The organism is Streptomyces sp. NPDC051020, assembly GCF_040683105.1.
In the GTDB taxonomy this organism is placed as follows: domain Bacteria; phylum Actinomycetota; class Actinomycetes; order Streptomycetales; family Streptomycetaceae; genus Streptomyces.
In genome coordinates this window covers 1-25,349 of the sequence record NZ_JBFBCG010000091.1, presented here as the reverse complement: position 1 = coordinate 25,349, position 25,349 = coordinate 1, and the positions used below count along the sequence as shown (strand labels likewise).

The following is a 25,349-nucleotide window of genomic DNA, read 5'->3' as shown; positions in this document are numbered from 1 at the left end:
GCGAAGCCGTACAAATGGACCTACGACGGCACCCCACTCAAGACCGGCTGACCATGCCGAACACCCCTCCACGAACTTGCGCGGGGCAGCACTAGCCCACTCCCCCGCGGCCGAATCCGGGGTCGGCCCCGGGACCGATGGTGCCGCCATAGCCGGAATTCTCGCAGGCACCGGCCGTGGTCAGCGTCCGGTACCGGCCATCCTCACCGTCCGGTACCGGCCCTCGTCACCTTGGGGTAACGACCCTTGTCACCCCCGGCATCAGTCCGTTGTCAGTGGTCGGGTGCACGATGGGGGACATGGCCGGCTCTGCTCTCGATGCGTTCTCCCCCGCCACCCGCAGCTGGTTCGCGGGTGCCTTCAGCGCGCCGACGTCCGCGCAGGAGGGCGCCTGGCGGGCGATCGGCGAGGGCTCGGACGTGCTGGTCGTCGCGCCCACCGGATCGGGCAAGACGCTCGCCGCGTTTCTCGCCGCGCTGGACCGGCTGGCAGCCGTTCCGCCGCCCGCCGAGGTGAAGAAGCGCTGCCGCGTGCTGTACGTGTCGCCGCTCAAGGCCCTCGCGGTCGATGTGGAGCGCAACCTCCGCTCGCCGCTGACCGGCATCCGCCAGGAATCGGTGCGCCTCGGGCTGCCCGAGCCCGATGTGCGGGTGGGCATCCGGTCGGGCGACACCCCGCCCGCCGAGCGTCGCTCCATGGCGACCCGCCCGCCGGACATCCTGATCACCACCCCCGAGTCGCTGTTTCTGATGCTGACGTCGTCGGCGCGCGAGGCCCTGTCGGGGATCGAGACGGTGATTCTGGACGAGGTGCACGCCGTCGCCGGTACGAAGCGGGGCGCCCATCTCGCCGTATCGCTGGAGCGCCTCGACGAGCTGCTGCCGCATCCCGCGCGGCGGATCGGTCTGTCGGCGACGGTCCGTCCGGTCGACGAGGTGGCGCGGTTCCTCTCCCCGCAGCGGAAAGTGGAGATCGTCCAGCCGCCGTCCACCAAGCAGTTCGATCTGTCGGTGGTCGTGCCGGTGGAGGATCTGGGCGAGCTCGGCGGTTCTCCCGCCACGGACCCGGACCAGGCGGGCCAGGCGGACAAGCCGTCGATCTGGCCGCATGTCGAGGAGCGGATCGCCGATCTCGTCCAGGCACACCGCTCCACCATCGTCTTCGCCAACTCCCGCCGTCTCGCGGAGCGGTTGTGCAACCGGCTCAACGAGATCGCGTACGAGCGGGCCACCGGCGAGACGATGCCGGAGGCCCACTCCCCCGCCGGAATCATGGCCGAGTCCGGTGCGGCGAAGGGCGCCCCCGCGCTGCTCGCCCGCGCCCACCACGGTTCGGTCTCCAAGGAGCAGCGCGCCCAGGTCGAGGAGGACCTCAAGGCGGGCCGACTGCCCGCCGTGGTCGCCACCTCCAGCCTGGAGCTGGGCATCGACATGGGTGCGGTCGATCTGGTGATCCAAGTGGAGTCGCCGCCGTCGGTCGCCTCCGGGCTGCAGCGGGTCGGCCGTGCCGGCCACCAGGTCGGCGCGGTCTCCACCGGAGTGGTGTTCCCGAAGTACCGGGGGGACCTGGTGCAGTCGGCGGTGGTCACCGAGCGGATGCGCACGGGCTCGATCGAGGCGCTCCGGATCCCGTCGAACCCGCTGGACGTGCTGGCCCAGCAGCTGGTCGCCATGGTCGCCCTGGACACCTGGCGGGTGGACGACCTGCTGGCCGTGACCCGCCGCGCGGCCCCCTTCGCCTCGCTCCCGGAGTCGGCGTTCACGGCCGTGCTGGACATGCTGGCGGGCCGCTATCCGTCCGATGCCTTCGCCGAGCTGCGTCCGCGCGTGGTGTGGGACCGCGTCGCCGGTACGGTCACGGGCCGCCCCGGCACCCAGCGGCTCGCCGTCACCTCCGGCGGCACGATCCCCGACCGCGGGCTCTTCGGGGTCTTCCTCGCCGGGGCCGACCCCAAGAAGGGCGGCGGCCGGGTCGGCGAGCTGGACGAGGAGATGGTGTACGAGTCCCGGGTCGGCGATGTCTTCACCCTGGGCACCACGTCCTGGCGGATCGAGGACATCACCCGCGACCGGGTCCTGGTCTCGCCCGCCCCGGGCGTTCCGGGACGGCTGCCGTTCTGGAAGGGCGACCAGCTGGGCCGCCCGCTGGAGCTCGGCCGCGCGCTGGGGGCGTTCCTTCGCGAGATCGGCGGACTGTCGCCCGAGGACGCCAGGTCGCGGCTGCTCGCCGCCGGTCTCGACACCTGGGCCGCCGACAACGTCCTGTCGTACATCGACGAGCAGCGCGCCGCCTGCGGCCATGTCCCCGACGACCGGACCGTCCTCGTCGAGCGCTTCCGCGACGAGCTGGGCGACTGGCGGGTCGTCGTGCACTCCCCCTTCGGCGCGCAGGTCCACGCCCCCTGGGCGCTGGCTCTCAGTGCGCGCCTCGCCGAGCGGTACGGCATGGACGCCCAGGTGATGCATGCCGACGACGGCATCGTGCTGCGACTCCCCGACGCCGACATGATGGGCCTGGACCTCCTGGATTTCGATCCGTCCTTCGATCCGTCCGGGAACCCGGTCCGGGAACCCGCTGCCCCATTGGCCGCGGCATACGACAGCGACCAGCCTCCGGTCGGCGCCGCGGACGTCACCTTCGACCAGGGCGAGATCAACCAGATCGTCACCGACCAGGTCGGCGGATCAGCCCTGTTCGCCTCCCGCTTCCGCGAGTGCGCGGCGCGCGCCCTGCTGCTGCCCCGTCGCAGCCCCGGCAAGCGCACCCCGCTCTGGCAGCAGCGCCAGCGTGCCGCCCAGCTCCTCCAGGTGGCCTCCGAGTTCGGCTCCTTCCCGATCGTTCTCGAAGCGGTCCGCGAATGCCTTCAGGACGTCTTCGACGTTCCCGGGCTCATGGAGCTGATGGGCGACCTCGAAGCACGCCGCGTCCGTCTGGTCGAGGTGACCACCCAGGAGCCCTCGCCCTTCGCCCGCTCGCTCCTCTTCGGCTACGTCGCGCAGTTCCTGTACGAGGGCGACTCGCCGCTGGCCGAGCGGCGGGCGGCCGCGCTCTCGCTGGACTCCCATCTCCTCGCCGAGCTTCTCGGCCAGGCGGAACTGCGCGAGCTGCTCGACGCCGAGGTGCTGGGCGAGCTGCAGCAGGAACTCCAGTGGCTCACCGAGGACCGCCGGATCAAGGACATCGAAGGCGTCGCCGATCTGCTGCGCGTCCTCGGCCCGCTCACCGAGGCCGAGTTGGCCGAGCGCGGCGCCGAGCAGCCCTGGGCCGCGGAGCTGGCCTCGGCCCGCCGGGCCATCCGGGTCCGGATCGGCGGAGCCGACCACTGGGCGGCGATCGAGGACGCCGGCCGGCTGCGGGACGCGCTGGGCACGGCCCTCCCGGTCGGCGTCCCCGAGGCGTTCACCGAGCCGATGAAGGACCCGCTCGGCGATCTCCTTGCCCGCTATGCCCGCACGCACGGCCCGTTCACCGCCACCCAGGCGGCTGCCCGCTTCGGCCTCGGCACCGCCGTCACGGACGGCGCGCTGCAGCGGCTCGCCGCCTCGGGCCGGATTGTGCAGGGCGAGTTCCACCCCGCCGGCATCGGCCAGGAGTGGTGTGACGCCACTGTGCTGCGCCGGCTCCGCCGCCGCTCGCTCGCCGCCCTGCGCCAGGAGCTGGAGCCAGTCCCGCCCGCAGCCCTCGCCGGCTTCCTTCCGCAGTGGCAGCATCTGGGGAACAACAGCCTGCGAGGAATCGACGGACTGGCCCGCGCCATCGAGCAGTTGCAGGGCGCTCCCGTCCCCGCGTCGGCACTGGAAAAGCTGATCCTGCCGGGACGCATCACGGGATACACCCCGGCCCTGCTCGACGAACTCACCACCACCGGCGAGGTGATCTGGGCCGGTGCGGGTGCCCTTCCCGGCAAGGACGGCTGGCTGTCCCTCTATCTCGCCGACAGCGCACCCCTGCTCCTCCCGCCCCCGCACCCTCTCGAACTCAGTGCGCTGCACGAATCCGTCCTCACCGCACTGACCGGCGGATACGGGCTGTTCTTCCGGCAGATCGCCGATCAGGTGCGCGCTACCACGCACCCGGACTGCACCGATCCGCAACTCGCCGATGCCCTCTGGGACCTGACCTGGTCCGGCCGGCTGACCAACGACACGCTGGCTCCGCTGCGCTCGCTTCTCGGCTCCGGACGCACGGCGGGATCGACGGCCCACCGCGCCAAGCGCAGCATCCCGCGCGGCCGTTACGGCTCGCTCACCGCCGCGGCCCGCCCCGCATCGCGCACGGGTCCGCCCACCGTCTCGGGCCGCTGGTCCCTGCTGCCCGGAACCGAGCCCGATCCCACGCACCGCGCCCACGCCCTGGCCCGCACCCTCCTCGACCGGCACGGTGTGGTGACCCGTGGCGCGGTGCAGGCCGAAGGCGTCGAGGGCGGCTTTGCCGCGACGTATCGGATCCTTTCCGCCTTCGAGGACAACGGGCAGGCCCGCCGCGGCTATGTCGTCGAGGGTCTGGGGGCGGCCCAGTTCGCGATGGACGGCGCGGTCGACCGGCTCCGTGCGGTCTCCACCGCCCGCGACCGTGCGGAACCGGGCTCGGCGCCCCGCGCCCTGGTTCTCGCCGCCGCCGACCCGGCCAATGCGTACGGCGCGGCCCTGTCCTGGCCCGAACCGCCGGACGGCGCCGGACACAGACCGGGGCGCAAGGCAGGTGCCCTGGTCGTCCTCGTCGACGGCGAACTGACGCTGTACATGGAGCGCGGCGGCAAGACGCTGCTCGCCTGGCCGACCGACCCGGAGGACCCTGCGCTCCGGGCGGCGGCCGAGGCGCTGGCCGGTGCAGCACGCGCCGGGGCACTCGGCACGGTCACGGTGGAGCGCACCAACGGCGCCTCGTCCCTGACCTCGCCGCTGGGCCGCACGCTGGAGACGGCCGGATTCCACGCCACTCCAAGAGGCCTCCGCCTGCGCGCGTAACCCTGCATTGCACCTCAGCCCGCACACCGCCGCACAGATCCACCGATACCCGCCCGCATGCCCACCCCGCACCACGCATCATGGAGGTATGCCCGAAGGAGATACCGTCCTGCAGACCGCCCAGCGTCTGCACATCGCGCTGGCCGGTCAGGTCCTCACCCACTTCGACCTGCGCATCCCCCGCTTCGCCACCGCGGACCTCACGGGCCGGACCGTTCTCGGCGTCACCCCGCGCGGCAAGCATCTCCTCACCCGGATCGAGGGCGGCCTCACCCTGCACAGCCATCTCGGGATGGACGGCGCCTGGCGCCTCTACACTCCGCGCGAGCGCTGGCGCGGCGGCCCGGACCACCAGATCCGCGCGGTCCTCTCCACCGCCCACCACACCGCGGTCGGCTACCGGCTCCCCGTTCTCGAACTCCTCCGCACAGCCGACGAGGAAAAGGCGGTCGGCCACCTCGGGCCCGATCTGCTGGGCCCCGGCTGGGACCCCGACACCGCCCTGCGCAACCTGCTGGCCGACCCTGCCCGCCCCCTCGGCGAAGCCCTCCTCGACCAGCGCAACCTGGCCGGTATCGGCAACATCTACAAGGCCGAGCTCTGCTTCCTCGCGCGTGCCACCCCTTGGCTCCCCGTCGGTGAGCTGCCCGCCTCCACCGTCGCCCGTCTGGTCACCACGGCCAAGCAGCTCCTCGAAGCCAACCGCAGCCGCACGGTGCGCACGACCACCCGTGCGCAGCCCAACGGCTACGGCCCCCGTGAGCGTCTCTGGGTCTACGGCAGGACGCACCGCCCCTGTCTGCGCTGCGGCACCCCCATCCGCATGGCGGAGCAGAACACCCGCCCCGCCTACTGGTGCCCCCGCTGCCAATCAGGCCCCACACCCTAGTTGACGCATCGTCAGATCCGGTCGTACGGTCCGGACATGCCTCTCACCGCGTACGACCTCACCGGCCGATCCGCGTTCATCACCGGAGCGGCCGGCGGCATCGGCCGAGCCTGCGCCGTCCTGCTCGCGGAGGCGGGAGCCACCGTCCACTGCGCGGACCTCGACGAGAAGGGCCTGCTGGAGACCCGGGAAATGATCATTGCGGTGGGTGGCGAAGCCCACGCCCATCACCTCGATGTCACCGACCGCAGTCAGCTCAGGAGCGCGGTCACCACAGCGGGTGAGGTCGGCATCCTGGCCGCCGTCGCCGGAATCATGCATACGAGCAGCATTCTGGAGACGGCTGACGAGGACCTCGACCGGGTCATGGCCGTCAATTTCAAGGGGGTTCTGTATGCCTGCCAGGAGGTCGCCCGCAGCATGATCGCGCGCGGCGCACCCGGCTCGATGATCACCATGGCCTCGGGCGCGGTCGACGCCTCAAGTCCGGGCCTGCTCTGCTACAGCGCGGCCAAGGCGGCGGTCGTCCAGTTGACCAGGACCCTGGCGGCCGAGCTGGGCCCTCAGGGCATCCGCGTCAACGCCGTCGCCCCCGGCTGGATCCGTACGCCGATGACCGCCCGCCACGACGCAGAGCAGCAGCACCGGGCCGAGGGCGCGATGGTACGGATATCCCCGCTCGGCCGGGTGGGTGAGCCCGAGGACGTCGCCCACACGGTCCTGCATCTCGCATCCGATGCCTCGGCCTTCATGACGGGTCAGATTCTCCGTCCGAACGGCGGCGTCGCCATGCCCTGGTAGTACGCCAGGCCGTCTCGACACCGCGCACCCCTGCCACGCACCACGCGCCCGTGGCGGCACCGATCGCCTCCGCACGGGCCCTGAGCGTTCCCGTGGGCCGGACGCTCGCGGCCACATGGACGGGCAGGAGGCTGAGCCCCCACCCGCCCGCCGTCACCGCGCCCTCGACCAGCCCGGCATGTTCCGGCTGAAGGACCAGCCGGAGTACGGCCCACCACCACACCCCGCCGACAACGAGCGCGGGCACCCATCTCCGTACCATGGCTGCCTCCTCCGGCCGAACCTAGCCCGGCCCGATCGCCCAGCGGGAGGGCGCACCGGCGCAGTACCGGCGTGCATGTCCGGGGCGGACACCGTTACGCACTCGCCGTCTGGCTCGTCCAGGCGTGCTGCCGCAGGTTCACGACCCGAGCTACGCATGAAACAGCGCTCCGGAACTGGTACCACTCAGGCACTGCGATCTCGGTGACCGTGGTGTTCCTCTGTGCAGTCTCGCCCGAGATCACCGGAGCCGCATCCAGAACCTCCGGTACGGCCGTCGAAGGGCAGCTACTTCTCCACAGTGGTTGAGCTGAAGCGGTAGTCCGGACGCGGGGCGTCCTGAGGACACGAGCTTCGCTGACCGGCGCACGCATCCGGAACGGCGCGCGAGTCCCTGACGGCGGCGTCCGCACACACCAGAGCCCCGGCCACCCCTGCGAAGGGGCCGGCCGGGGCTCTGGTTCACACCGGACCGCGCGGGTCAGGCGGCGACGACATCCACCGCTTCCGCGGGTGCCTTGATCGTCACCCTTCCCGTCGGCACACCTGCCACCGACGTCACGGAGACGGAATTGAGCATTGGGCGTACCGGCACTGGCACCGGATCGCTGGCTGCTGCCGACTCGGCCAGCTCAGCCAGCGACAGCTCATCGCTCACTTCACGCATGAGCTCGGACATCCGTACGTCAAGCGCGTCGCAAATGGCGGAGAGCAGCTCGGAGGATGCCTCCTTCTGCCCCCGCTCCACCTCGGAGAGATAGCCGAGCGAGACTCGGGCGGACGAGGAGACTTCGCGCAGAGTACGGCCTTGGCGCTGGCGCTGCCGACGCAGCACGTCACCAAGCAGGCGACGGAGCAGAATCATCGGTGGCTCCCTCCTCGGACCGCGTAGCCGCATCCTTCACGCCCCACCGTACCGCCTCGCGCTGCGGCCGTGCGGGGAGCGATGTCGTGTTCACTCAGGGCTGCAAACATCAATTCCCCCCGTTCTGTTCCGTATCCTGTGCGCTCGCATTGCCGTCGAGTTCTCCGAAGAGCAGTTCGAGCAGGCTCCGTACGCTCTCTCTACGGATGTCCGCCCGGTCACCGTTCAACCGCAGCGCGACCACTTTCTCCGCGCCGTCCGGCCCTGCCACGGCAACGTAGACCGTTCCGACCGGCTTTCCGTCCTGCTCATCGGGTCCCGCGACGCCGGTGGTCGCCACTCCCCAGTCTGCACCGAGAATCCGTCGGACACCGATCGCCATCTGCCGGGCGACCTCGGGATCCACAGCTCCGCGCGCTGCCAGCAGGGCCCCGTCCACGGCCAGCACATCCCGCTTCAGGGACGTCGCGTAAGCCGTCACGGACCCGCGGAAGGAGCGCGAGGCACCGGGTACGGAAGTGAGCTCCGCCGCAACCAGGCCGCCGGTCAGCGACTCGGCGACGGCGAGGGTCTCCCCTCGCCGTACGAGCTGCTGCAGCACCCGGGCCGCGGCAGTCACCGCTCGGCCTCCGCCGGTCCACAGACCTCGGACGCCTCGACAGCCGCCGCTTCGGCTCTTTCGGCAGCCAGACCCTGGCGTCGCAGCACCACGGCCTGACGCACGTAGTCGAGTCCGGTGACGACCGTCAGCACGACGGCCACCGCCATCACCCAGAAGCGCAGTGTGGCGAGCGGGCCGGTCAGCGCCAGGACGTACATCCCGACGGCCGTCCCCTGTGCCAGCGTCTTCATCTTCCCGCCGCGACTGGCCGGGATCACCGCATGCCGGATCACCCAGAATCGCATCAGCGTGATGCCGATCTCGCGGAAGAGGATCAGGCCGGTGACCCACCACGGCAGATCACCGAGGTACGAGAGGCAGATCAGCGCGGCCCCCATGATCGCCTTGTCGGCAATCGGGTCAGCGATCTTCCCGAAGTCGGTGACCAAGTTGTACGTACGCGCCAGATGACCGTCGAAGAGGTCGGTGATCATGGCGATGGCGAACGCCGCCCAGGCGAAGGACCGCCAGGCGGGGTCGTAGCCGCCGTTGTGAAGCAGCAGCACGACGAAACCCGGCACCAGCAGCAGCCGCGCCATGGTGAGGATGTTGGCAATGTTCCACAGGCTGGCCTGGTTGACGGCCGCAGCGCCCAGCTTGCCGCCGCGGACCGGCTTCGCGCCGGAACCGCCTGCCGCGGATGCCGGGACTCCCGTCATCTGGCCGCCTCCGCAAGCTCGGAACACTCGGCCACCAGGTCCACTCCTTCGGTGCCCACCACCTTTGCCTCGACCATACGGCCCGGCGCAAGACCCTCGCGTGCGGTGAAGAGCACCTGGCCGTCCGTTTCGGGTGCCTGGTGCGCAGCACGCCCCACCGCGCGCGGCTCGTCCTCCGTGGGGTCGACGGACTCGACCAGCACCTGCAGGGACTCCCCGAGCCGCTCCTCGGCGCGCTGTGAGGTCAGCTCCTCGGCCAGCTGCGAGATGTGCGCGAGCCGCTCCGCGATGACGTCGGCGTCCAGCTTGTTGTCGTAACCGACCGCCTCGGTGCCCTCCTCGTCGGAGTAACCGAAGACGCCGATCGCGTCGAGTCGCGCGCCCGTAAGGAAGCGTTCCAGCTCGGCGAGGTCCGCCTCGGTCTCCCCGGGGAAGCCCACGATGAAGTTCGACCGCGCACCGGCCTGCGGCGCCTTGTTCCGGATGGTCTCCAGAAGCTCCAGGAAGCGGTCGGTGTCGCCGAAGCGGCGCATCGCCCGCAGCACACCGGGGGCGGAGTGCTGGAAGGAGAGGTCGAAGTACGGGGCGACCTTCGGCGTCGAGGTCAGTACGTCGATCAGACCGGGCCGCATCTCGGCGGGCTGCAGGTAGCTGACCCGGATCCGCTCGATCCCGTCGACGTCGGCGAGCTCCGGCAGCAGCGTCTCCAGCAGCCGGATGTCGCCGAGGTCCTTGCCGTACGAGGTGTTGTTCTCGGAGACCAGCATGACCTCCTTGACGCCCTGCTCGGCCAGCCAGCGGGTCTCCTGCAGCACGTCCGAGGGGCGCCGCGAGATGAAGGAACCGCGGAAGGACGGGATGGCGCAGAACGAGCAGCGGCGGTCGCAGCCGGAGGCGAGCTTCACCGAGGCGACCGGGCTGGTGCCCAGCCGGCGACGCAGCGGGGCGCGCGGCCCGGAGACCGGGGCAACGCCGTCCGGGAGGTCCGCGGGGGCCGGGGCGGCTTCCTGCGCGTGTCCGGGCAGCGCGACGGCGGCGTCCTGCCGCTCGGCCGGGCTGATCGGCAGCAGCTTGCGCCGGTCACGCGGGGTGTGGGAGGCGTGGATGCCCCCGCTGAGGATGGTCTGGAGGCGGTCGGAGATGTCGGCGTAGTCGTCGAATCCGAGGACTCCGTCGGCTTCCGGCAGGGCTTCGGCAAGGTCCTTGCCGTAGCGTTCGGCCATGCAGCCGACGGCGACCACGGCCTGGGTTCGGCCGTGGTCCTTCAGATCGTTGGCTTCGAGGAGCGCGTCGACGGAGTCCTTCTTGGCGGCCTCGACGAACCCACAGGTGTTGACGACGGCGACATCCGCGTCGGAGGCATCCTCGACGAGCTCCCAGCCGTCCGCTGCCAAGCGGCCTGCGAGCTCCTCCGAGTCCACCTCGTTACGGGCGCAGCCAAGAGTGACAAGGGCGACGGTACGGCGTTCGGGCATGGGCTCAAGACTACTTTGTCCTGGCACGGGCCCCGCCGAGCAGGGTTCCCCTGTGACAGCGAGTAACAACGGGTCGAGCGCCCGGCTGGACGGCCGGGCGCTCGTGTCACAACGTACTGTCGGTCAGCCGACCTCGGGGTCGCCCTTCGTGTACGTGAGCCGTTCGACCTGACCCGGCTGGAACTTGTCCTCGACCTTCTTGCCGTTGACGAAGAGCTCGATCGAACCGGCGTCTCCGAGGACGAGGTCGACGCGCTCCTTGTCCTGGAAGGTCTTGGACTGGCCCTTCTGCAGCAGACCGTCGAAGAGCATCCGTCCGTTGTGGTCCTTGGCGGAGATCCAGCTCTTGCCCTGAGTGGCGCTGAGCTTGACCGTCACCTTGTCCCGTGGAGCCGCGGCGATGGCGCTGTCGGAGGGTACGGGCTTGAGGGCTGCGGTCTTGGTCTGCTTGGGCTTGGGACTGTTCGTGTTGGGCGTCGAGCCCTCCGCGACCTGGGTGGTCGTACCGCCGTCGTCGCCACCCTTCAAGAAGGTGAAGCCGACGAAGCCGATGACGACGACGATCGCCGCGACCATGGCGGCGGTCCAGTTGGGCCGACGGGGATCGGAACGGATCCGCTCGGCTTCGAACAGCGGCGCCGCCGGTGTGGGCGCGGGTCGGCCGCCGTGCTCGCCGTCGTACTGCGAAACCAGTGGTTCCGGATCAATGCCGACGGCACGCGCCAACGTACGGATATGGCCGCGGGCGTATACATCGCCGCCACAGCGGGTGAAGTCGTCCTCTTCGATCGCGTGCACGATGGGGATGCGCACCCGGGTGGACGAGCTGACCTCTTCGACCGTGAGACCTGCGGCGATTCGAGCCTGCTGGAGCACTCGACCGATCGAAGGCCGGTCGTCTTCGGGGGAGTTGCCGATGGACACGGGGGCGCCTTTCGAGCGTGAGCCACCTGCTGGGTGTTCAGTCTAGGGGTGGTACGAAAGGGTGGGGCAACCGGGAGAGAGGACTTTGTACGCCATCAGAATCGAACACTGTCCCATTTACCGGACCGCCCCGTGGAAGTACATTCTGCTGTCCCTCCAGTCAAATTGACGTACGACCCGACGAAACGGTTGCTCTTCCCACCCTTACGACGCTGTTTCCCCGCGGATCTGGGCCAACACCGCGTCCAGCTCGTCCGGTTTCACCATGACGTCGCGCGCCTTGGACCCCTCGCTCGGTCCGACGATGTTGCGCGACTCCATCAGGTCCATCAGCCGGCCTGCCTTGGCGAAACCGACCCGCAGCTTGCGCTGGAGCATCGAGGTGGACCCGAACTGGGTGGAGACGACCAGTTCGGCTGCCTGGCAGAGCAGGTCGAGGTCGTCGCCGATGTCCTCGTCGATCTCCTTCTTCTTGGCGGAGCCGACCACCACGTCCTCGCGGAAGACCGGCGCCATCTGATCCTTGCAGTGCTGGACGATGGCCGCGACCTCGCCCTCGGTGACGAAGGCGCCCTGCATGCGGGTGGGCTTGTTGGCACCCATCGGCAGGAACAGTCCGTCACCCTTTCCGATGAGCTTCTCGGCGCCGGGTTGATCCAGGATCACGCGGCTGTCGGCGAGCGACGAGGTCGCGAAGGCGAGCCGGGAGGGCACGTTCGCCTTGATCAGGCCGGTGACGACGTCGACCGACGGCCGCTGGGTCGCAAGCACCAGGTGGATACCGGCAGCGCGCGCCAGCTGGGTGATGCGGACGATGGCGTCCTCGACGTCGCGTGGAGCGACCATCATCAGGTCGGCGAGCTCGTCGACGATCACCAGGAGATACGGGTACGGCGAGAGCTCCCGCTCGCTGCCTTCCGGCGGCTTGACCTTGCCGTTGCGCACGGCCTGGTTGAAGTCGTCGATGTGCCGGAAACCGAACGCGGCCAGGTCGTCGTACCGGAGGTCCATCTCCCGTACGACCCATTGCAGGGCCTCGGCGGCGCGCTTCGGGTTGGTGATGATCGGCGTGATCAGGTGCGGGATGCCCTCGTAAGCGGTCAGTTCGACGCGCTTGGGGTCGACCAGCACCATCCGCACGTCGTCAGGGGTCGCCCGCACCATGACCGAGGTGATCAGGCAGTTGATGCAGGACGACTTGCCGGAGCCGGTCGCACCGGCCACCAGCACGTGCGGCATCTTCGCGAGGTTGGCCATCACGTAGCCGCCCTCGACGTCCTTGCCGAGCGCGACCAGCATCGGGTGGTCGTCCTCGGCCGCGTCCGCGAGGCGCAGCACATCGCCGAGGTTGACCATCTCCCGGTCGGTGTTGGGGATCTCGATGCCGACGGCGGACTTCCCCGGGATCGGCGAGATGATCCGGACATCGGGGCTGGCGACGGCATACGCGATGTTCTTGGCCAGCGCGGTGATCCGCTCGACCTTCACGGCCGGGCCGAGCTCCACCTCGTACCGCGTCACCGTCGGTCCGCGGGTGAAGCCGGTGACGGCGGCGTCGACCTTGAACTCGGTGAAGACGTTGGTCAGGGAGGCGACGATCGCGTCGTTGGCAGCACTCCGGGTCTTGCCCGGACCTCCGCGTTCCAGCAGATCGAGCGAGGGCAGCGCGTACGTGATGTCGCCGGAGAGCTGCAGCTGCTCGGCGCGGGCCGGCAGGGGCTGGGACTGCGACGGGTCGGGGGCGGGCTTCGTCAGATCGGGTACACCGCCGGAGGCCGCCGCGCCCTTCCCCGCCCCGGTGCCCGGCTCCGCCTCGCGGGCGCCCGGCACCGGAGTGCCCGAGCGCTCGTGGTCACGCTCGACGGAGATGCCCTGGGTCAGGTCGGCGACGATCGCCGAGGGCGGCATGCCGTTGAGCACCGCGCCGTCGAGCGCGGCAGCCGCGGCCGCGGCGACATCCACCGCGTCCATGGTGCGGTTCATCGCGGGCTGCACGGACGGCCTGCGCGGCCTGCGGCGCTTGGAGAGCGCCTCGGCCTCCGCCTGCTCGGGGGCGTACTCCTCGGGCGCCTCCGAGCGGCGCACGGACGAGCGCCGCGAGCGGGCGGGAAGCGCCTCGCGCCACTGCTCGTCGTACCGCTCGTCGTCGCTCTCGCCCTCCGCCTCGGGGTCGTACACCGGGTCGACGATCCCCAGCCTGGAGCCGAGCAGTCGCAGCCGCTGCGGGATCGCGTTCACCGGCGTCGCCGTGACGACGAGCAGACCGAAGACGGTGAGCAGCAGGAGCAGCGGTACGGCGAGGACCTCGCCCATGGTGAGGACCAGCGGCTTGGAGGCGGCCCAGCCGATGAGTCCGCCGGCGTCCTGCATCGCCTCCGTGCCGTCCCCCCGGCCGGGCGATCCGCACGCGATGTGGACCTGCCCGAGCACACCGATGACCAGGGCGGAGAGTCCGATGACGATACGGCCGTTGGCCTCGGGCTTCTCGGGGTAGAGGATCAGCCGTACGGCGATGGCACCGAGCAGTATGGGTACGAGCAGATCGAGCCGCCCGAAGGCGCTGGTGACGAGCATCTCCACGAGGTCGCCGACGGGGCCTCGCAGATTCGACCAGGTGCCCGCGGCCACGACCAGCGAGAGACCGAGCAGCAGCAGCGCGACGCCGTCCTTGCGGTGTGCGGGATCGAGCCCCTTGGCACCGCGGCCTATGCCGCGGAACATCGCGCCGACGGCGTGGGCCGCACCGAGCCAGACAGCGCGCACCAGCCGGTACACACCCCCGGTGGGAGACGGTGCGGGCCTGGGCGCAGCTGCCTTCTTCGCCACCGCCTTCTTGGCCGGAGCCTTCTTGGCGGGTGCGGTCTTCTTCGCGGGTGCGGTCTTCTTCGCGGGCGCGGCTTTCTTCGCCGGGCCCGCGGTACGGCCGGGACGCTTCGCGGTGCCCGCCGTGCCCTGGGAACCCTTGCCGGACGTACGTGAGGCCATGGGGCCGAGGTTACCGGTGTTGGCCGCCGTGAACACGTGCCCCTCTTGGTTCACCCCACCGTGTCGCCCTACAGAGACCGGAAACTGACACGCTCTCACCAGGGTGGATCGAGCGGCCGTCCCCGAACCCGGTTCCCGGGCCGGGGGGTTCAGCGAGCGGCGGCGTTACGAGGGAAGCGCGGCCGTGCCGCTTCCGGTGCCGGGCTCCAGCGCATCGAGCGCGCGCCTCAGTCCGGTCAGTTTCCGTTCGAGATGGGCCGCGGTGGCCACCGCGGCGGCGTCCGCCGACTCGTCGTCAAGCTGCTTGGAGAGCGCCTCCGCCTGCTCCTCGACGGCCGCGAGGCGCGCCGAGAGCTCGGCCAGCAGACCGGCAGGCTCCTTCTCCTGGCCGGCGCCGGGGTGGCCGCCGCCCTCCAACTGCAGCCGCAACAGCGCCGCCTGCTCGCGCAACTGACAGTTCTTCATGTACAGCTCGACGAAGACCGAGACCTTGGCGCGCAGCACCCAGGGATCGAACGGCTTCGAGATGTAGTCCACCGCGCCGGCCGCGTAACCTCGGAAGGTGTGGTGCGGACCGTGGTTGATCGCGGTGAGGAAGATGATCGGGATGTCCCGGGTCCGCTCCCGCCGCTTGATGTGTGCGGCGGTCTCGAAACCGTCCATTCCCGGCATCTGAACGTCCAGCAGAATGACCGCGAAATCGTCCGTGAGCAGCGCTTTGAGCGCTTCCTCCCCTGACGATGCCCGTACCAGCGTCTGATCGAGCGCAGAGAGGATGGCCTCCAGCGCCAGCAGATTCTCCGGCCGGTCATCGACCAGGAGGATCTTGGCCTTCTGCACCATGGCCCGTCCTCCTCGCCCCGGAAATGCACCGGGCGCCGCCCCAGGGGACGACTCCCTTACGCCGTCCGTCCTTGTGCCGGTCATGGTAGCCGCACCCCGCCCGTCACCACACCCTGTCACCGCGATGTCACTGTGCACATACCGGAAACGCGGTGGGAGACCAGAAGGTTCCCCGTCCACCGCGTCCTCACACCCCTTCGAGCACAGTCGATCAGCAACCTCTCGCGATTCGCTCCAGAGGCGATCACTCTCCGCGCATCCACTGCTCCATGACGGAGAGCAGATGATCAGCATCGGCAGGCTTGGTGACATAGTCGGAAGCACCGGATTCGATCGCCTTCTCCCGGTCGCCCTTCATCGCCTTCGCGGTCAGCGCGATGATGGGCAGCCCGGCGAACTGCGGCATCCTGCGGATCGCCGTCGTCGTCGCGTAGCCGTCCATCTCCGGCATCATGATGTCCATCAGCACGACCGTCACATCGTCGTGCTGCTCCAGGACTTCGATGCCCTCGCGCCCGTTCTCCGCGTACAGCACCGAGAGCCCGTGCTGCTCCAGCACGCTGGTGAGCGCGAAGACGTTACGGATGTCGTCGTCGACGATGAGGACCTTCTCGCCGTTGAACCGGAAGACCCTGCGGGCCTCGGACTCATCCTGGCCGGACTGGGTCAACAACTCCTGAGCCGGTGCAGCCGGCTCGGCGTGCCCAGCGGTCCTGGGCGGCAGTGCGGTCCGCCGCTGCGCCCCGCCGAGTGCCTTGCGACGCCGCCGGAACAGCCCCGCGGAACCGGCCGCGTCATGCAGCGCCGTCCCCGAACCCGTGTCCGGAACCACACCGTTCCCGGCCGCGACACCGTGCGCCTCGACGGAACCGGGGCCGATCTGCGGGTAGCCCTGCGTCGGCAGCTCGCTGAGGTGCAGGGGCAGATACAGCGTGAAGGTCGAGCCGCGGCCCGGCTCACTCGACGCATGGATCTCGCCACCGAGCAGCCGGGCGATCTCCCGGCTGATGGACAGCCCGAGCCCCGTACCGCCGTACTTGCGACTGGTCGTACCGTCCGCCTGCTTGAACGCCTCGAAGATCACCAGCATCTTGCTGGACGCGATCCCGATCCCGGTGTCGGCGACCGAGAATGCGATCAGATCGGCGTCGGCGTCGCGCAGCGAACCGGCTTCCAGGAGCTGCTCGCGGATGGCGTTCGGCACATCAGCGCCGGCCGGCCGGATCACCAACTCGACGGCGCCACTGTCGGTGAACTTCACCGCGTTGGAAAGGAGGTTCCGCAGAACCTGGAGGAGCCGCTGCTCGTCCGTGTGCAGGGTGGCGGGAAGCTCCGGCGACACCCGTACGGAGAAGTCGAGCCCCTTCTCGGCGGTGAGCGGCCGGAAGGTCGCCTCCACATAGTCGACCAGCTGGACCAGTGCGATCCGGGTCGGGCTGACGTCCATCTTGCCCGCCTCGACCTTCGACAGATCGAGGATGTCGTTGATCAGCTGCAGCAGGTCGGAACCTGCGCCGTGGATCGTCTCGGCGAACTCCACCTGCTTCGGGGAGAGATTTCCCTCGGCGTTGTCCGCGAGCAGCTTGGCCAGGATGAGCAGTGAGTTGAGCGGCGTGCGCAGTTCGTGCGACATGTTCGCCAGGAACTCGGACTTGTAGCGCATCGAGACCGCGAGCTGCTCTGCACGCTCCTCCAGGACCTGCCGCGCCTCCTCGATCTCGGTGTTCTTCACCTCGATGTCACGGTTCTGCTGGGCCAGCAGTTCGGCCTTCTCCTCCAGTTCGGCGTTGGACGCCTGAAGCGCCTTCTGCCGGTTCTCCAGCTCCTCCGAGCGGTCGCGCAGCTGCTCGGTCAGCTCCTGCGACTGCTCCAGGAGCTTCTCCGTCTTGGTGTTGACGCTGATCGTGTTGACGCTGGTCGCGATCATCTCGGCGAGCTGGTTGAGGAAGTCCCGCTGGATGTGGGTGAACGGCTGGAACGAGGCCAGCTCGATCACACCGAGGACCTGCCCCTCGAAGAGCACCGGCAGCACGATCACATGCGCCGGCGGTGCCTCGCCGAGGCCTGAGGAGATCTTCAGATAGCCCGGCGGCACGTTGTCCACCTGGATCGTCCGCTTCTCCTCCGCCGCCGTACCGATGAGCGTTTCGCCGGGCCGGAAGGACGTCGGCATCGAGCCTGCGGAGTAGCCGTAGCTGCCCCGCATGCGGAGTACGTACGCACCCTCCTGGTCCGCGTCCGCCACCACCGCGTCGGTGTCACCGGTCGGCATGGCCAGGAAGAACGCCCCGTGCTGCGCCGAGACGACCGGGGTCAGCTCGCTCATGATCAGCGAGGCGACGTCGTCGAGATCCCGGCGCCCCTGCATCAGACCGGAGATCCGGGCGAGGTTGCCCTTGAGCCAGTCCTGCTCCTTGTTGGTGGCCGTGGTGTCGCGCAGGTTGGCGATCATCGTGTTGATGTTGTCCTGCAGGGCCTGGATCTCGCCGGCCGCGTCCACATCGATCTTGAGGTTGAGATCTCCACGGGTCACCGCGGTGGCGACGGCCGCGATGGCCCGCACCTGACGGGTCAGGTTCCCGGCCATCTCGTTCACGGACTCGGTGAGATCGCGCCAGGTTCCGTCGACGTCCCGGACCCGCGCCTGACCGCCCAGCTGCCCCTCGGTGCCCACCTCGCGGGCCACCCGGGTCACCTGCTCGGCGAAGGACGACAGCTGGTCGACCATCGTGTTGATGGTGTTCTTCAGCTCCTGGATCTCGCCGCGCGCGTCGATGTCGATCTTCTTGGTGAGATCGCCCTTGGCGATGGCTGTGGTGACCGTGGCGATCTGGCGCACCTGGCCGGTCAGGTTGGACGCCATCGAGTTCACCGACTCGGTGAGGTCCTTCCACGTACCGGAGACGCCCGGCACCCGCGCCTGACCGCCCAGCTCGCCCTCGGTACCCACCTCGCGGGCGACCCGCGTCACCTCGTCGGCGAACGAGGACAGCGTCGTCACCATCGTGTTGACGGTGTCGGCGAGCTCGGCGACCTCGCCGCGCGCCTCGACGGTGACCTTCTTGGTCAGATCGCCGTTGGCGACCGCGGACGAGACCCGGGAGATGTTCCGCACCTGGCTGGTCAGGTTGTTGGCCATCAGGTTGACGTTGTCGCTGAGGTCCTTCCAGATGCCGGTGGCACCGCGCACCCGCGCCTGACCGCCCAGGATGCCCTCGGTACCCACCTCACGGGCGACTCGCGTCACCTCATCGGCGAAGTTGAGCAGCTGGTCGACCATCGTGTTGACGGTCGTCACCAGTTCGAGGATCTCGCCCTTGGCGTCGACGGTGATCTTCTTGGAGAGATCGCCCTTGGCGACCGCGGTGGTGACTTCGGCGATGTTACGGACCTGCAAGGTCAGGTTGTTCGCCATGCCATTGACGGACTGGGTGAGGTCCTTCCACGTACCGGACACACCCTGCACCTCGGCCTGGCCGCCCAGGATGCCTTCCGTACCCACCTCACGGGCGACCCGCGTCACCTGCTCGGCGAAGTTCGAGAGCTGGTCCACCATCGTGTTGAGGGTGTTCTTCAGCTCCAGGATCTCGCCGCGGGCGTCCACGTCGATCTTCTGCGACAGGTCACCGCGCGCCACCGCGGTGGCGACCTGCGCGATGTTACGGACCTGAGCGGTGAGGTTCCCCGCCATGCCGTTCACCGAGTCGGTCAGATCGCGCCACACCCCGGCCACGCCGGGGACCTGCGCCTGGCCGCCGAGCCGACCGTCGGTGCCCACCTCGCGGGCCACCCTGGTCACCTGGTCGGCGAAGGCGGAGAGCTGGTCCACCATCGTGTTGATGGTGTTCTTCAGCTCCAGGATCTCGCCGCGGGCGTCCACGTCGATCTTCTGCGACAGATCGCCCCGGGCGACCGCCGTGGTCACCTGCGCGATCTGACGCACCTGGGAAGTCAGGTTCCCGGCCATGAAGTTGACGGAGTCGGTGAGCTCCTTCCAGGTACCGGAGACGCCGTCGACCCGCGCCTGACCACCGAGGCGGCCCTCCGTGCCCACGTCCCGCGCCATCCGGGTCACCTGGTCGGCGAAGGACGACAGCTGCGCCACCATCGTGTTGACGGTGTTCTTCAGCTCCAGCATCTCGCCGGCCACATCCACGGTGACCTTCTGCGACAGATCACCGTTCGCGACCGCGGTCGTCACCTGCGCGATGTCCCGTACCTGACCCGTCAGGTTCCGGAACGCCGTGTTCACCGAGTCCGTGAGGTCCTTCCACGTACCCGCCGCACCCGGCACCTCTGCCTGACCACCCAGCCGGCCCTCGACACCGACCTCCCGGGCGACCCGGGTCACTTCCGAACCGAAGGACTGGAGCTGGTCCACCATCGTGTTGACGGTGTTCTTCAGCTCCAGCATCTCGCCGGCCACATCCACAGTGACCTTCTGCGTCATGTCACCGCTGGCCACCGCCGTGGTCACCTGCGCGATGTCCCGCACCTGCGTCGTCAGGTTCCGGAAGACCGTGTTCACCGAGTCGGTGAGGTCCTTCCAGGTGCCCGCCGCACCCGGCACCTGCGCCTGCCCGCCGAGCAGCCCCTCGCCACCGACCTCGCTGGCCACCCGCGTCACTTCGTCCGCGAAGGTCCGCAGCGTCTCGGTCATCTGGTTGATCGTCTCGGCGAGCTGCGCCACCTCGCCACGGGCGCTCACGGTGACCTTCTGCGACAGGTCGCCACTGGCGACCGCCGTCGTCACCTCCGCGATCCCGCGCACCTGTGAGGTGAGGTTCCCGGCCATCGTGTTGACGGAGTCGGTGAGGTCCTTCCACACCCCGGCCACACCAGGCACCGTCGCCTGCCCGCCGAGCTCACCCTCCGTGCCCACCTCGCGGGCGACCCGGGTCACCTCCGAGGAGAACGACGACAGCTGGTCGACCATCGTGTTGACGGTGTTCTTCAGCTGCAGCATCTCGCCGGCCACGTGGACGGTGACCTTCCGCGACAGATCGCCCTTGGCGACCGCGGTCGTCACCAGGGCGATATCCCGCACCTGCGCGGTCAGCCGGTACGCCATGGTGTTGACGGAGTCCGTGAGGTCCTTCCAGGAACCGGACATTCCGCGCACCTGGGCCTGTCCGCCCAGCTTGCCCTCGGTACCCACCTCGACCGCGACCCGCGTCACCTGCTCGGTGAATGCCGACAGCTGGTCGACCAGATTGTTGACCGTACGGGCCACCTTCAGGAACTCGCCGCGCAGCGGGCGCACGGTCTCGTCGGCCGTGTGCGACCGGAGTTCCATCCGCTGTTCCAGATCACCGTCGGCCACCGCCGACAGCACCCGCCCGACCTCCGAGACCGGCCGCGCCAGGTCGTCGACCAGCTCGTTCGAGGCATCGATCGCCGCGGCCCAGGAGCCCTCGCAGGCCCCTGTCTCCAGGCGCTCGGTGAGCTTCCCCTCACGCCCGACCACGCGACGTACCCGGGCCAGCTCGCCGGTCAGGTGGAGATTGCGGTCGGCGACCTCGTTGAAGACCGCCGAGATCTCTGCCAACGGCCCCTCGCCGGAGACGGTCAGACGCCTGCGGAAATTCCCGTCGCGCATCGCCACCAGGCCGGCCAGCAGTCTGTTGAGCGCCGTGGCGTCCACTTCGATGGTTCCATTGCGCTGTTTCTTCACGGACTGTCCGCCTTTTGTGCGCGTTGCTGATCCCCGCGCCGCCACGCCAGACTCCACCGTGTCCCTCCCGCAGGGGTTGACCGTATCGCTCGGGCCTTGCCTGGGATCTTGCCCAGTTCCACATCGGCTCACCGCCGCAGTCCACCGTCGACGGGTGACCATGCGGACGTCAAATCGTTGAAAGCTACCAGGCCGGAACTGATCGAGGTGGAACCTCCAACGGTTGTCCCGCATCCCTCCGTTGGGAAGACCAAACTTGTCCGACCGGACACCGTTTCCTGGTCGCGCTTGCCCGAAGTCGGCCCTCGTGTACCCGACACCAGGAGCGAGCGTCTAGCCTGGCAGGCGAATCGAAGCGGCGAGAAACGGGCACAGGACTCGGGGAAGCGACGAGACACCATATGGGGAGTGCTGTGATCACCGCGCGCGCGGCTGCCACCTTCGACCCGGCCGGGCGCTCCGTCGCGACCGCCCGCGCCTTTGTCCGTGACACCCTGCAGGGGTGGGGGTACGCCGACATCGTCGACGACGCGGTCGTACTCACCAGCGAACTCGTGACCAATGCTGTGGTGCATGCAGGCACCGCCGCCGATGTGCTGTGCCTGCGTACGGAGGACGGCGTCCGGGTCGAGGTCTCCGACCACTACCCGGAGCGGGAGATCCCGCTCCAGAGCACCGGACTCGACTTCGGCAGCCCCGATCGCGAGGGCGGCCGCGGCCTGCTCCTCTGCGCGGCACTCGCTGCCCGGTGGGGCGTCGAGTACACCCCGGCGCACAAAAAGGTCTGGTTCCAGCTCGATCTTCCCGAGCGCCCGGTGGGCATCCGTTCCGCGGGCCCGCTGCTCCCCATCGACCTCCTCCCGGTCGCGGACGAGCGCGTCCGGGTCGCCGTCGTACAGATCGACCACTCCGGTTCCATCGCCGGGTGGAACGACGACGCCGCGTTCCTCTTCGGCCACACCGGGGAACAGGTCACCGGCAAACAGCTCACCGACTTCACCGCCTGGCCGCACACCCCCGGCACCAGCACCGGAATCGCCGACGCGCTCCAGCTCTCCCGCTGGGAAGGCAGTTACGGCATCCGGGGCGCCGACGGCCGCACCATCCCCGTGTACGCCTCCCACCTCAGAGTCCGCGACACCCAGGGCGAACCGTCTACGGTCTGTCTTCTGGTCCGCGACCACGAACGTGCCGTACTCCAGTCACCGGTGCGCACCCCGGTCACCGACGCGGGCTCCGAGAGCCGCACGACGGACCCCTTCGAGGTGTTCATCGGCTCCCCCGCCCCCGACGACCTCGACGGGCTGCTCCAGCGCACCGTCGAACGGGCCCGCGACATGCTCGACGCGGATTCTGCCTTCCTGCTGCTGGCCACCGATGACGAGACCGAGCTGGAGGTCCGGGCCACGACCGGCCTCCCGTCCGCCCGTCAGCGCTTCGCCCGCGTCCCCGTGGAAGCAGGCACGGGTCGGTACGGCTCCGCCCGGATGCCGGCTGTGCACGAAGACCTGACCGTCGTCCCCGGCGCGGTGCCGCTGCTCAGCGACACCGGCATGCGCTCCGTCGTGACCGTCCCGCTGAAGGTCGAAGGACGCCTCACGGGGTCCCTGGGCGTCGCGACGGAATCGCCCGGCCGGTACACCAACGAGGAGGCCCTGCGTCTCCAGTTCGCCGCGGACCGTATCGCGCTCGCCGTCGAATCGGCCCGCCTCGGCGAACTGGAACGGCTCCGCCGCGGTTCGCTGTCCTTCCTCGTCGAGGCGTCCGACCTCCTCGCCGGCACCCTCGACCGGGACCAGACACTTGCCCTGATGGCCCAGATGACGGTCCCCACCCTGGCCACTTGGTGCGCCGTCTACACGATCGCCGACCAGTCCTCGGAGCCGTACCTCTCGTACGTCCTCCACGAGGACGAAGAGCTCATCGACGGCCTCAAGGACCTGCTCTCCAAGATCTCCCCGCCGGACCCCGTGCCGACCCCTGGCGCCCGCGTCTGGGCCGTCCCCTCCGAGGCGGCCCACGAGGCCGCCCTGCGCGCCTCCATGCGCAGTCTCGGCCGCGACCAGTCAGACGGTCCCGGCTCCGGCATCCGTACGACCCTGGCCACCGCGGCCGCGGTGGGAGGCGAGACAGTGGTCCTCCCTCTCGTCGCCCGCAACCGCGTCATCGGCATGCTCACGCTCGGCAAGCCGTCCGACGACCACTTCCGTCAAGAGATCCTCGAACTCGCCGAGGACCTCTCCCGCCGCGCCGCGCTCGCCCTGGACAACGCCCGCCTCTACTCGGAACGCATGGCGATCAGCCAGTCCCTCCAGCGCAGCCTGCTGCCCCCGGGACTGCCCGACGTCCCCAATGTCGAGATCGAGGTCATCTACCGGGCGGCGGGCGAGGGCAACGAGGTCGGTGGCGACTTCTACGACGTCTTCCCGATCCGCGACGGCGCCTACGGTTTCGCCATCGGTGACGTCTGCGGTACGGGCCCGGAGGCCGCGGCCGTCACAGGGCTGGCGCGCCACGCCCTGCGCCTCCTCGCCCGCGAGGGCTTCGGCGGCCCCGCCGTCCTGGAGCGCCTCAACGCCGCGATCCTCGACGAAGGCTCCCGCAGTCGTTTCCTCACCCTGCTCTACGGGGAGCTGTGGCCCCAGGAGGACGGCAGCGCCCTGCTGAAGGTGGTGTGCGCCGGGCACCCCCTTCCGCTGCGCCTGCGGCAGGACGGCACGGTCGAGGCCCCGGCCGAACCGCAGCCACTGCTGGGCGTCATCGAGGACCTCGAACTGTACGAACAGACCGTCACCCTCGACCCGGGCGACGTCCTGCTGTGTGTGACGGACGGCGTCACGGAACGCCGTGAAGGCACTCGCATGCTGGGCGACGACGGTCTGGCCGATGTGCTCACAGGATGTACCGGCCTGACGGCAGGCGCGGTGGCGGGCCGTGTCCTGCGGGCGGTGGAGCGCTTCGCCGCCGACCCCGCCTCCGACGACATGGCCATCCTGGCCATGCGTGTCCCTGAACCGCCCGCCGTCTGACTGCGCTTCACCGGTGAGTCGCCCCTGACAGACTCCGGGTCATGACTACAGAGACGATCACCGCGGATGCCGCGGGCACGTGGAAGCTCGGTGACCTGACCGTCAACCGTCTCGGTTTCGGCGCAATGCGCCTGACCGGCAGCGCCGCCTTCGACCTCGGTACGCCGAGCAACCGTGAGCAGTCGATCGGAGTGCTCCGGCGCGCGATCGAACTCGGTGTGAACCACATCGACACCGCAGCGTTCTATTTCTCGTCGCTGCGCTCGGCCAACGAGCTGATCAACCGGGCACTTGCGCCGTATCCCAAGGACCTGGTCATCACCACCAAGGTCGGCCCGGTCCGCGACCCGTCGGGCGCATGGCAGCCCCATGCCCGGCCGGAGGAGCTGCGCGGCCAGGTGGAGGAGAACCTGCGCCAGTTGGGCCGCGACCACCTCGATGTGGTCAACCTCCGTCTCATGGGCCAGGATTCGGTCTCCGAGCACTTCGGCGCCCTGGCCGAACTCCGTGAGGCCGGCCTCATCCGCCACCTCGGCATCTCCAACATCAACAGCGAACACCTCGCCGAGGCACAGTCCGTGGCCCCGGTGGTCTGCGTGCAGAACCGCTACGGCCTCCACTCGAGGTCCACGGATGCCGACGCCATCCTGCGGCTCTGCGGAGAGCAGGGCATCGCGTTCGTGCCCTTCTTCGCCATCGCAGGCGAAGGCCGCGAGCGGGGGGCGAGTGCCGCCGGCTGGAGCGGCGACGAGGTGTTGCGCACCATCGCTCGTGCGCACAGCGCGACGGTCGCGCAGGTCCGCCTGGCCTGGACCCTGCAACAGGGCCCGCACGTACTGGCCATCCCTGGGACCGGCAATCCGGACCACCTCAAGGAGAACGTGGCCGCGGCCGCGCTGCGCCTTTCAGCAGGCGAACTGGCTCGCCTCGACTCGCTCCATGGGTAAAGCGAAAGGTCCCCACCAATGGTGAGGACCTTTCGCTTTGGCTGAGCCCCAATACGGAATCGAACCGTAGACCTTCTCCTTACCATGGAGACGCTCTACCGACTGAGCTATTGGGGCCTGCTGCCCTGCGGCAACGAGACAGAGCATACCCCGAATTCGGGGAAATGCATAACCGCGCGCGAGGACATCCGAAAGACCAGCCACGCGAAGCAGCGGGCACTGCAGCGACGCGACGACGGCCGGCCCCGTGAACGCAGAAAAGCCCCGCACCAGGGGTGCGGGGCTTTCCCGGAATAATTGTTCGGCGGCGTCCTACTCTCCCACAGGGTCCCCCCTGCAGTACCATCGGCGCTGAAAGGCTTAGCTTCC

Annotated in this window: 14 protein-coding genes and 1 tRNA gene; 5 read left to right on the top strand and 10 right to left on the bottom strand. The window is 69.5% G+C overall.

What is annotated here, in order from left to right:
• Positions 1 to 299: 299 nt before the first annotated feature.
• The 3 genes from AB0N06_RS32485 (at position 300) to AB0N06_RS32475 (ending at position 6,657) form a co-directional block, all read left to right on the top strand.
• Entirely contained in the window at positions 300 to 4,967 is a 4,668-nt protein-coding gene (locus AB0N06_RS32485) for a DEAD/DEAH box helicase (RefSeq protein ID WP_366138281.1), read from the top strand.
• Positions 4,968 to 5,055: 88 nt separating this feature from the next.
• Complete coding sequence (locus AB0N06_RS32480) at positions 5,056 to 5,856, top strand: DNA-formamidopyrimidine glycosylase family protein (RefSeq protein ID WP_366138280.1); 801 nt, start codon at positions 5,056 to 5,058, stop codon at positions 5,854 to 5,856.
• A gap of 36 nt (positions 5,857 to 5,892) precedes the next feature.
• Positions 5,893 to 6,657, top strand: a complete 765-nt coding sequence (locus tag AB0N06_RS32475; protein WP_366138279.1) for an SDR family NAD(P)-dependent oxidoreductase — start codon at positions 5,893 to 5,895, stop codon at positions 6,655 to 6,657.
• Here the strand turns inward: AB0N06_RS32475 and AB0N06_RS32470 are convergent.
• The 9 genes from AB0N06_RS32470 to AB0N06_RS32430 all read right to left on the bottom strand — a co-directional run bounded on the left by AB0N06_RS32470 (position 6,605) and on the right by AB0N06_RS32430 (position 21,004).
• A complete protein-coding gene (locus tag AB0N06_RS32470) occupies positions 6,605 to 6,919 on the bottom strand; it encodes a hypothetical protein (protein ID WP_366138278.1) in 315 nt (104 codons plus the stop codon). The genes AB0N06_RS32475 and AB0N06_RS32470 overlap by 53 nt on opposite strands.
• Positions 6,920 to 7,399: 480 nt before the next feature.
• Positions 7,400 to 7,783: a helix-turn-helix transcriptional regulator gene (locus tag AB0N06_RS32465; RefSeq protein WP_018105285.1), complete on the bottom strand. Its 384-nt coding sequence runs from the start codon at positions 7,781 to 7,783 to the stop codon at positions 7,400 to 7,402.
• A gap of 109 nt (positions 7,784 to 7,892) precedes the next feature.
• Entirely contained in the window at positions 7,893 to 8,402 is a 510-nt protein-coding gene (locus tag AB0N06_RS32460; protein ID WP_366138277.1) for a CinA family protein, read from the bottom strand.
• Positions 8,399 to 9,103, bottom strand: coding sequence for a CDP-diacylglycerol--glycerol-3-phosphate 3-phosphatidyltransferase (gene pgsA, locus AB0N06_RS32455; RefSeq protein WP_366138276.1), 705 nt, complete (start codon positions 9,101 to 9,103; stop codon positions 8,399 to 8,401). The genes AB0N06_RS32460 and pgsA overlap by 4 nt, the downstream gene beginning before the upstream one ends.
• A complete protein-coding gene (gene rimO, locus AB0N06_RS32450; protein ID WP_366138275.1) occupies positions 9,100 to 10,578 on the bottom strand; it encodes a 30S ribosomal protein S12 methylthiotransferase RimO in 1,479 nt (492 codons plus the stop codon). Before rimO ends, pgsA begins: the two co-directional genes overlap by 4 nt.
• Before the next feature lie 123 nt (positions 10,579 to 10,701).
• Positions 10,702 to 11,502: a RodZ domain-containing protein gene (locus tag AB0N06_RS32445; RefSeq protein WP_366138274.1), complete on the bottom strand. Its 801-nt coding sequence runs from the start codon at positions 11,500 to 11,502 to the stop codon at positions 10,702 to 10,704.
• Between the two features lie 204 nt (positions 11,503 to 11,706).
• A complete protein-coding gene (locus AB0N06_RS32440; protein WP_366138273.1) occupies positions 11,707 to 14,487 on the bottom strand; it encodes a DNA translocase FtsK in 2,781 nt (926 codons plus the stop codon).
• A 165-nt stretch (positions 14,488 to 14,652) separates the two neighbouring features.
• A complete protein-coding gene (locus AB0N06_RS32435) occupies positions 14,653 to 15,330 on the bottom strand; it encodes a response regulator (protein ID WP_358858908.1) in 678 nt (225 codons plus the stop codon).
• Positions 15,331 to 15,574: 244 nt separating this feature from the next.
• Positions 15,575 to 21,004, bottom strand: a complete 5,430-nt coding sequence (locus AB0N06_RS32430) for a HAMP domain-containing protein (RefSeq protein WP_366138272.1) — start codon at positions 21,002 to 21,004, stop codon at positions 15,575 to 15,577.
• Between the two features lie 401 nt (positions 21,005 to 21,405).
• Between AB0N06_RS32430 and AB0N06_RS32425 the strand changes: the two genes are divergently transcribed.
• Positions 21,406 to 24,033 (top strand): SpoIIE family protein phosphatase, encoded by a 2,628-nt coding sequence (locus tag AB0N06_RS32425; RefSeq protein ID WP_366138271.1) that lies wholly within the window; start codon positions 21,406 to 21,408, stop codon positions 24,031 to 24,033.
• A 41-nt stretch (positions 24,034 to 24,074) separates the two neighbouring features.
• Positions 24,075 to 24,980 (top strand): oxidoreductase, encoded by a 906-nt coding sequence (locus AB0N06_RS32420; protein ID WP_366138270.1) that lies wholly within the window; start codon positions 24,075 to 24,077, stop codon positions 24,978 to 24,980.
• A 44-nt stretch (positions 24,981 to 25,024) separates the two neighbouring features.
• On the opposite strand, the gene AB0N06_RS32415 is transcribed toward AB0N06_RS32420, so the two are convergent.
• Positions 25,025 to 25,097, bottom strand: a tRNA-Thr gene (locus AB0N06_RS32415).
• Positions 25,098 to 25,349: the final 252 nt, after the last annotated feature.

What these genes read in the sequence shown, in the direction of transcription:
- AB0N06_RS32480 (WP_366138280.1), top strand. Translation starts at nt 5,056, where the DNA reads ATGCCCGAAGGAGATACCGTCCTGCAGACCGCCCAGCGTCTGCACATC.
- AB0N06_RS32470 (WP_366138278.1), bottom strand. Translation starts at nt 6,919, where the DNA reads ATGGTACGGAGATGGGTGCCCGCGCTCGTTGTCGGCGGGGTGTGGTGG.
- AB0N06_RS32435 (WP_358858908.1), bottom strand. Translation starts at nt 15,330, where the DNA reads ATGGTGCAGAAGGCCAAGATCCTCCTGGTCGATGACCGGCCGGAGAAT.
- AB0N06_RS32485 (WP_366138281.1), top strand. Translation starts at nt 300, where the DNA reads ATGGCCGGCTCTGCTCTCGATGCGTTCTCCCCCGCCACCCGCAGCTGG.
- AB0N06_RS32475 (WP_366138279.1), top strand. Translation starts at nt 5,893, where the DNA reads ATGCCTCTCACCGCGTACGACCTCACCGGCCGATCCGCGTTCATCACC.
- AB0N06_RS32465 (WP_018105285.1), bottom strand. Translation starts at nt 7,783, where the DNA reads ATGATTCTGCTCCGTCGCCTGCTTGGTGACGTGCTGCGTCGGCAGCGC.
- rimO (WP_366138275.1), bottom strand. Translation starts at nt 10,578, where the DNA reads ATGCCCGAACGCCGTACCGTCGCCCTTGTCACTCTTGGCTGCGCCCGT.
- AB0N06_RS32420 (WP_366138270.1), top strand. Translation starts at nt 24,075, where the DNA reads ATGACTACAGAGACGATCACCGCGGATGCCGCGGGCACGTGGAAGCTC.
- AB0N06_RS32425 (WP_366138271.1), top strand. Translation starts at nt 21,406, where the DNA reads ATGGGGAGTGCTGTGATCACCGCGCGCGCGGCTGCCACCTTCGACCCG.
- AB0N06_RS32440 (WP_366138273.1), bottom strand. Translation starts at nt 14,487, where the DNA reads ATGGCCTCACGTACGTCCGGCAAGGGTTCCCAGGGCACGGCGGGCACC.
- pgsA (WP_366138276.1), bottom strand. Translation starts at nt 9,103, where the DNA reads ATGACGGGAGTCCCGGCATCCGCGGCAGGCGGTTCCGGCGCGAAGCCG.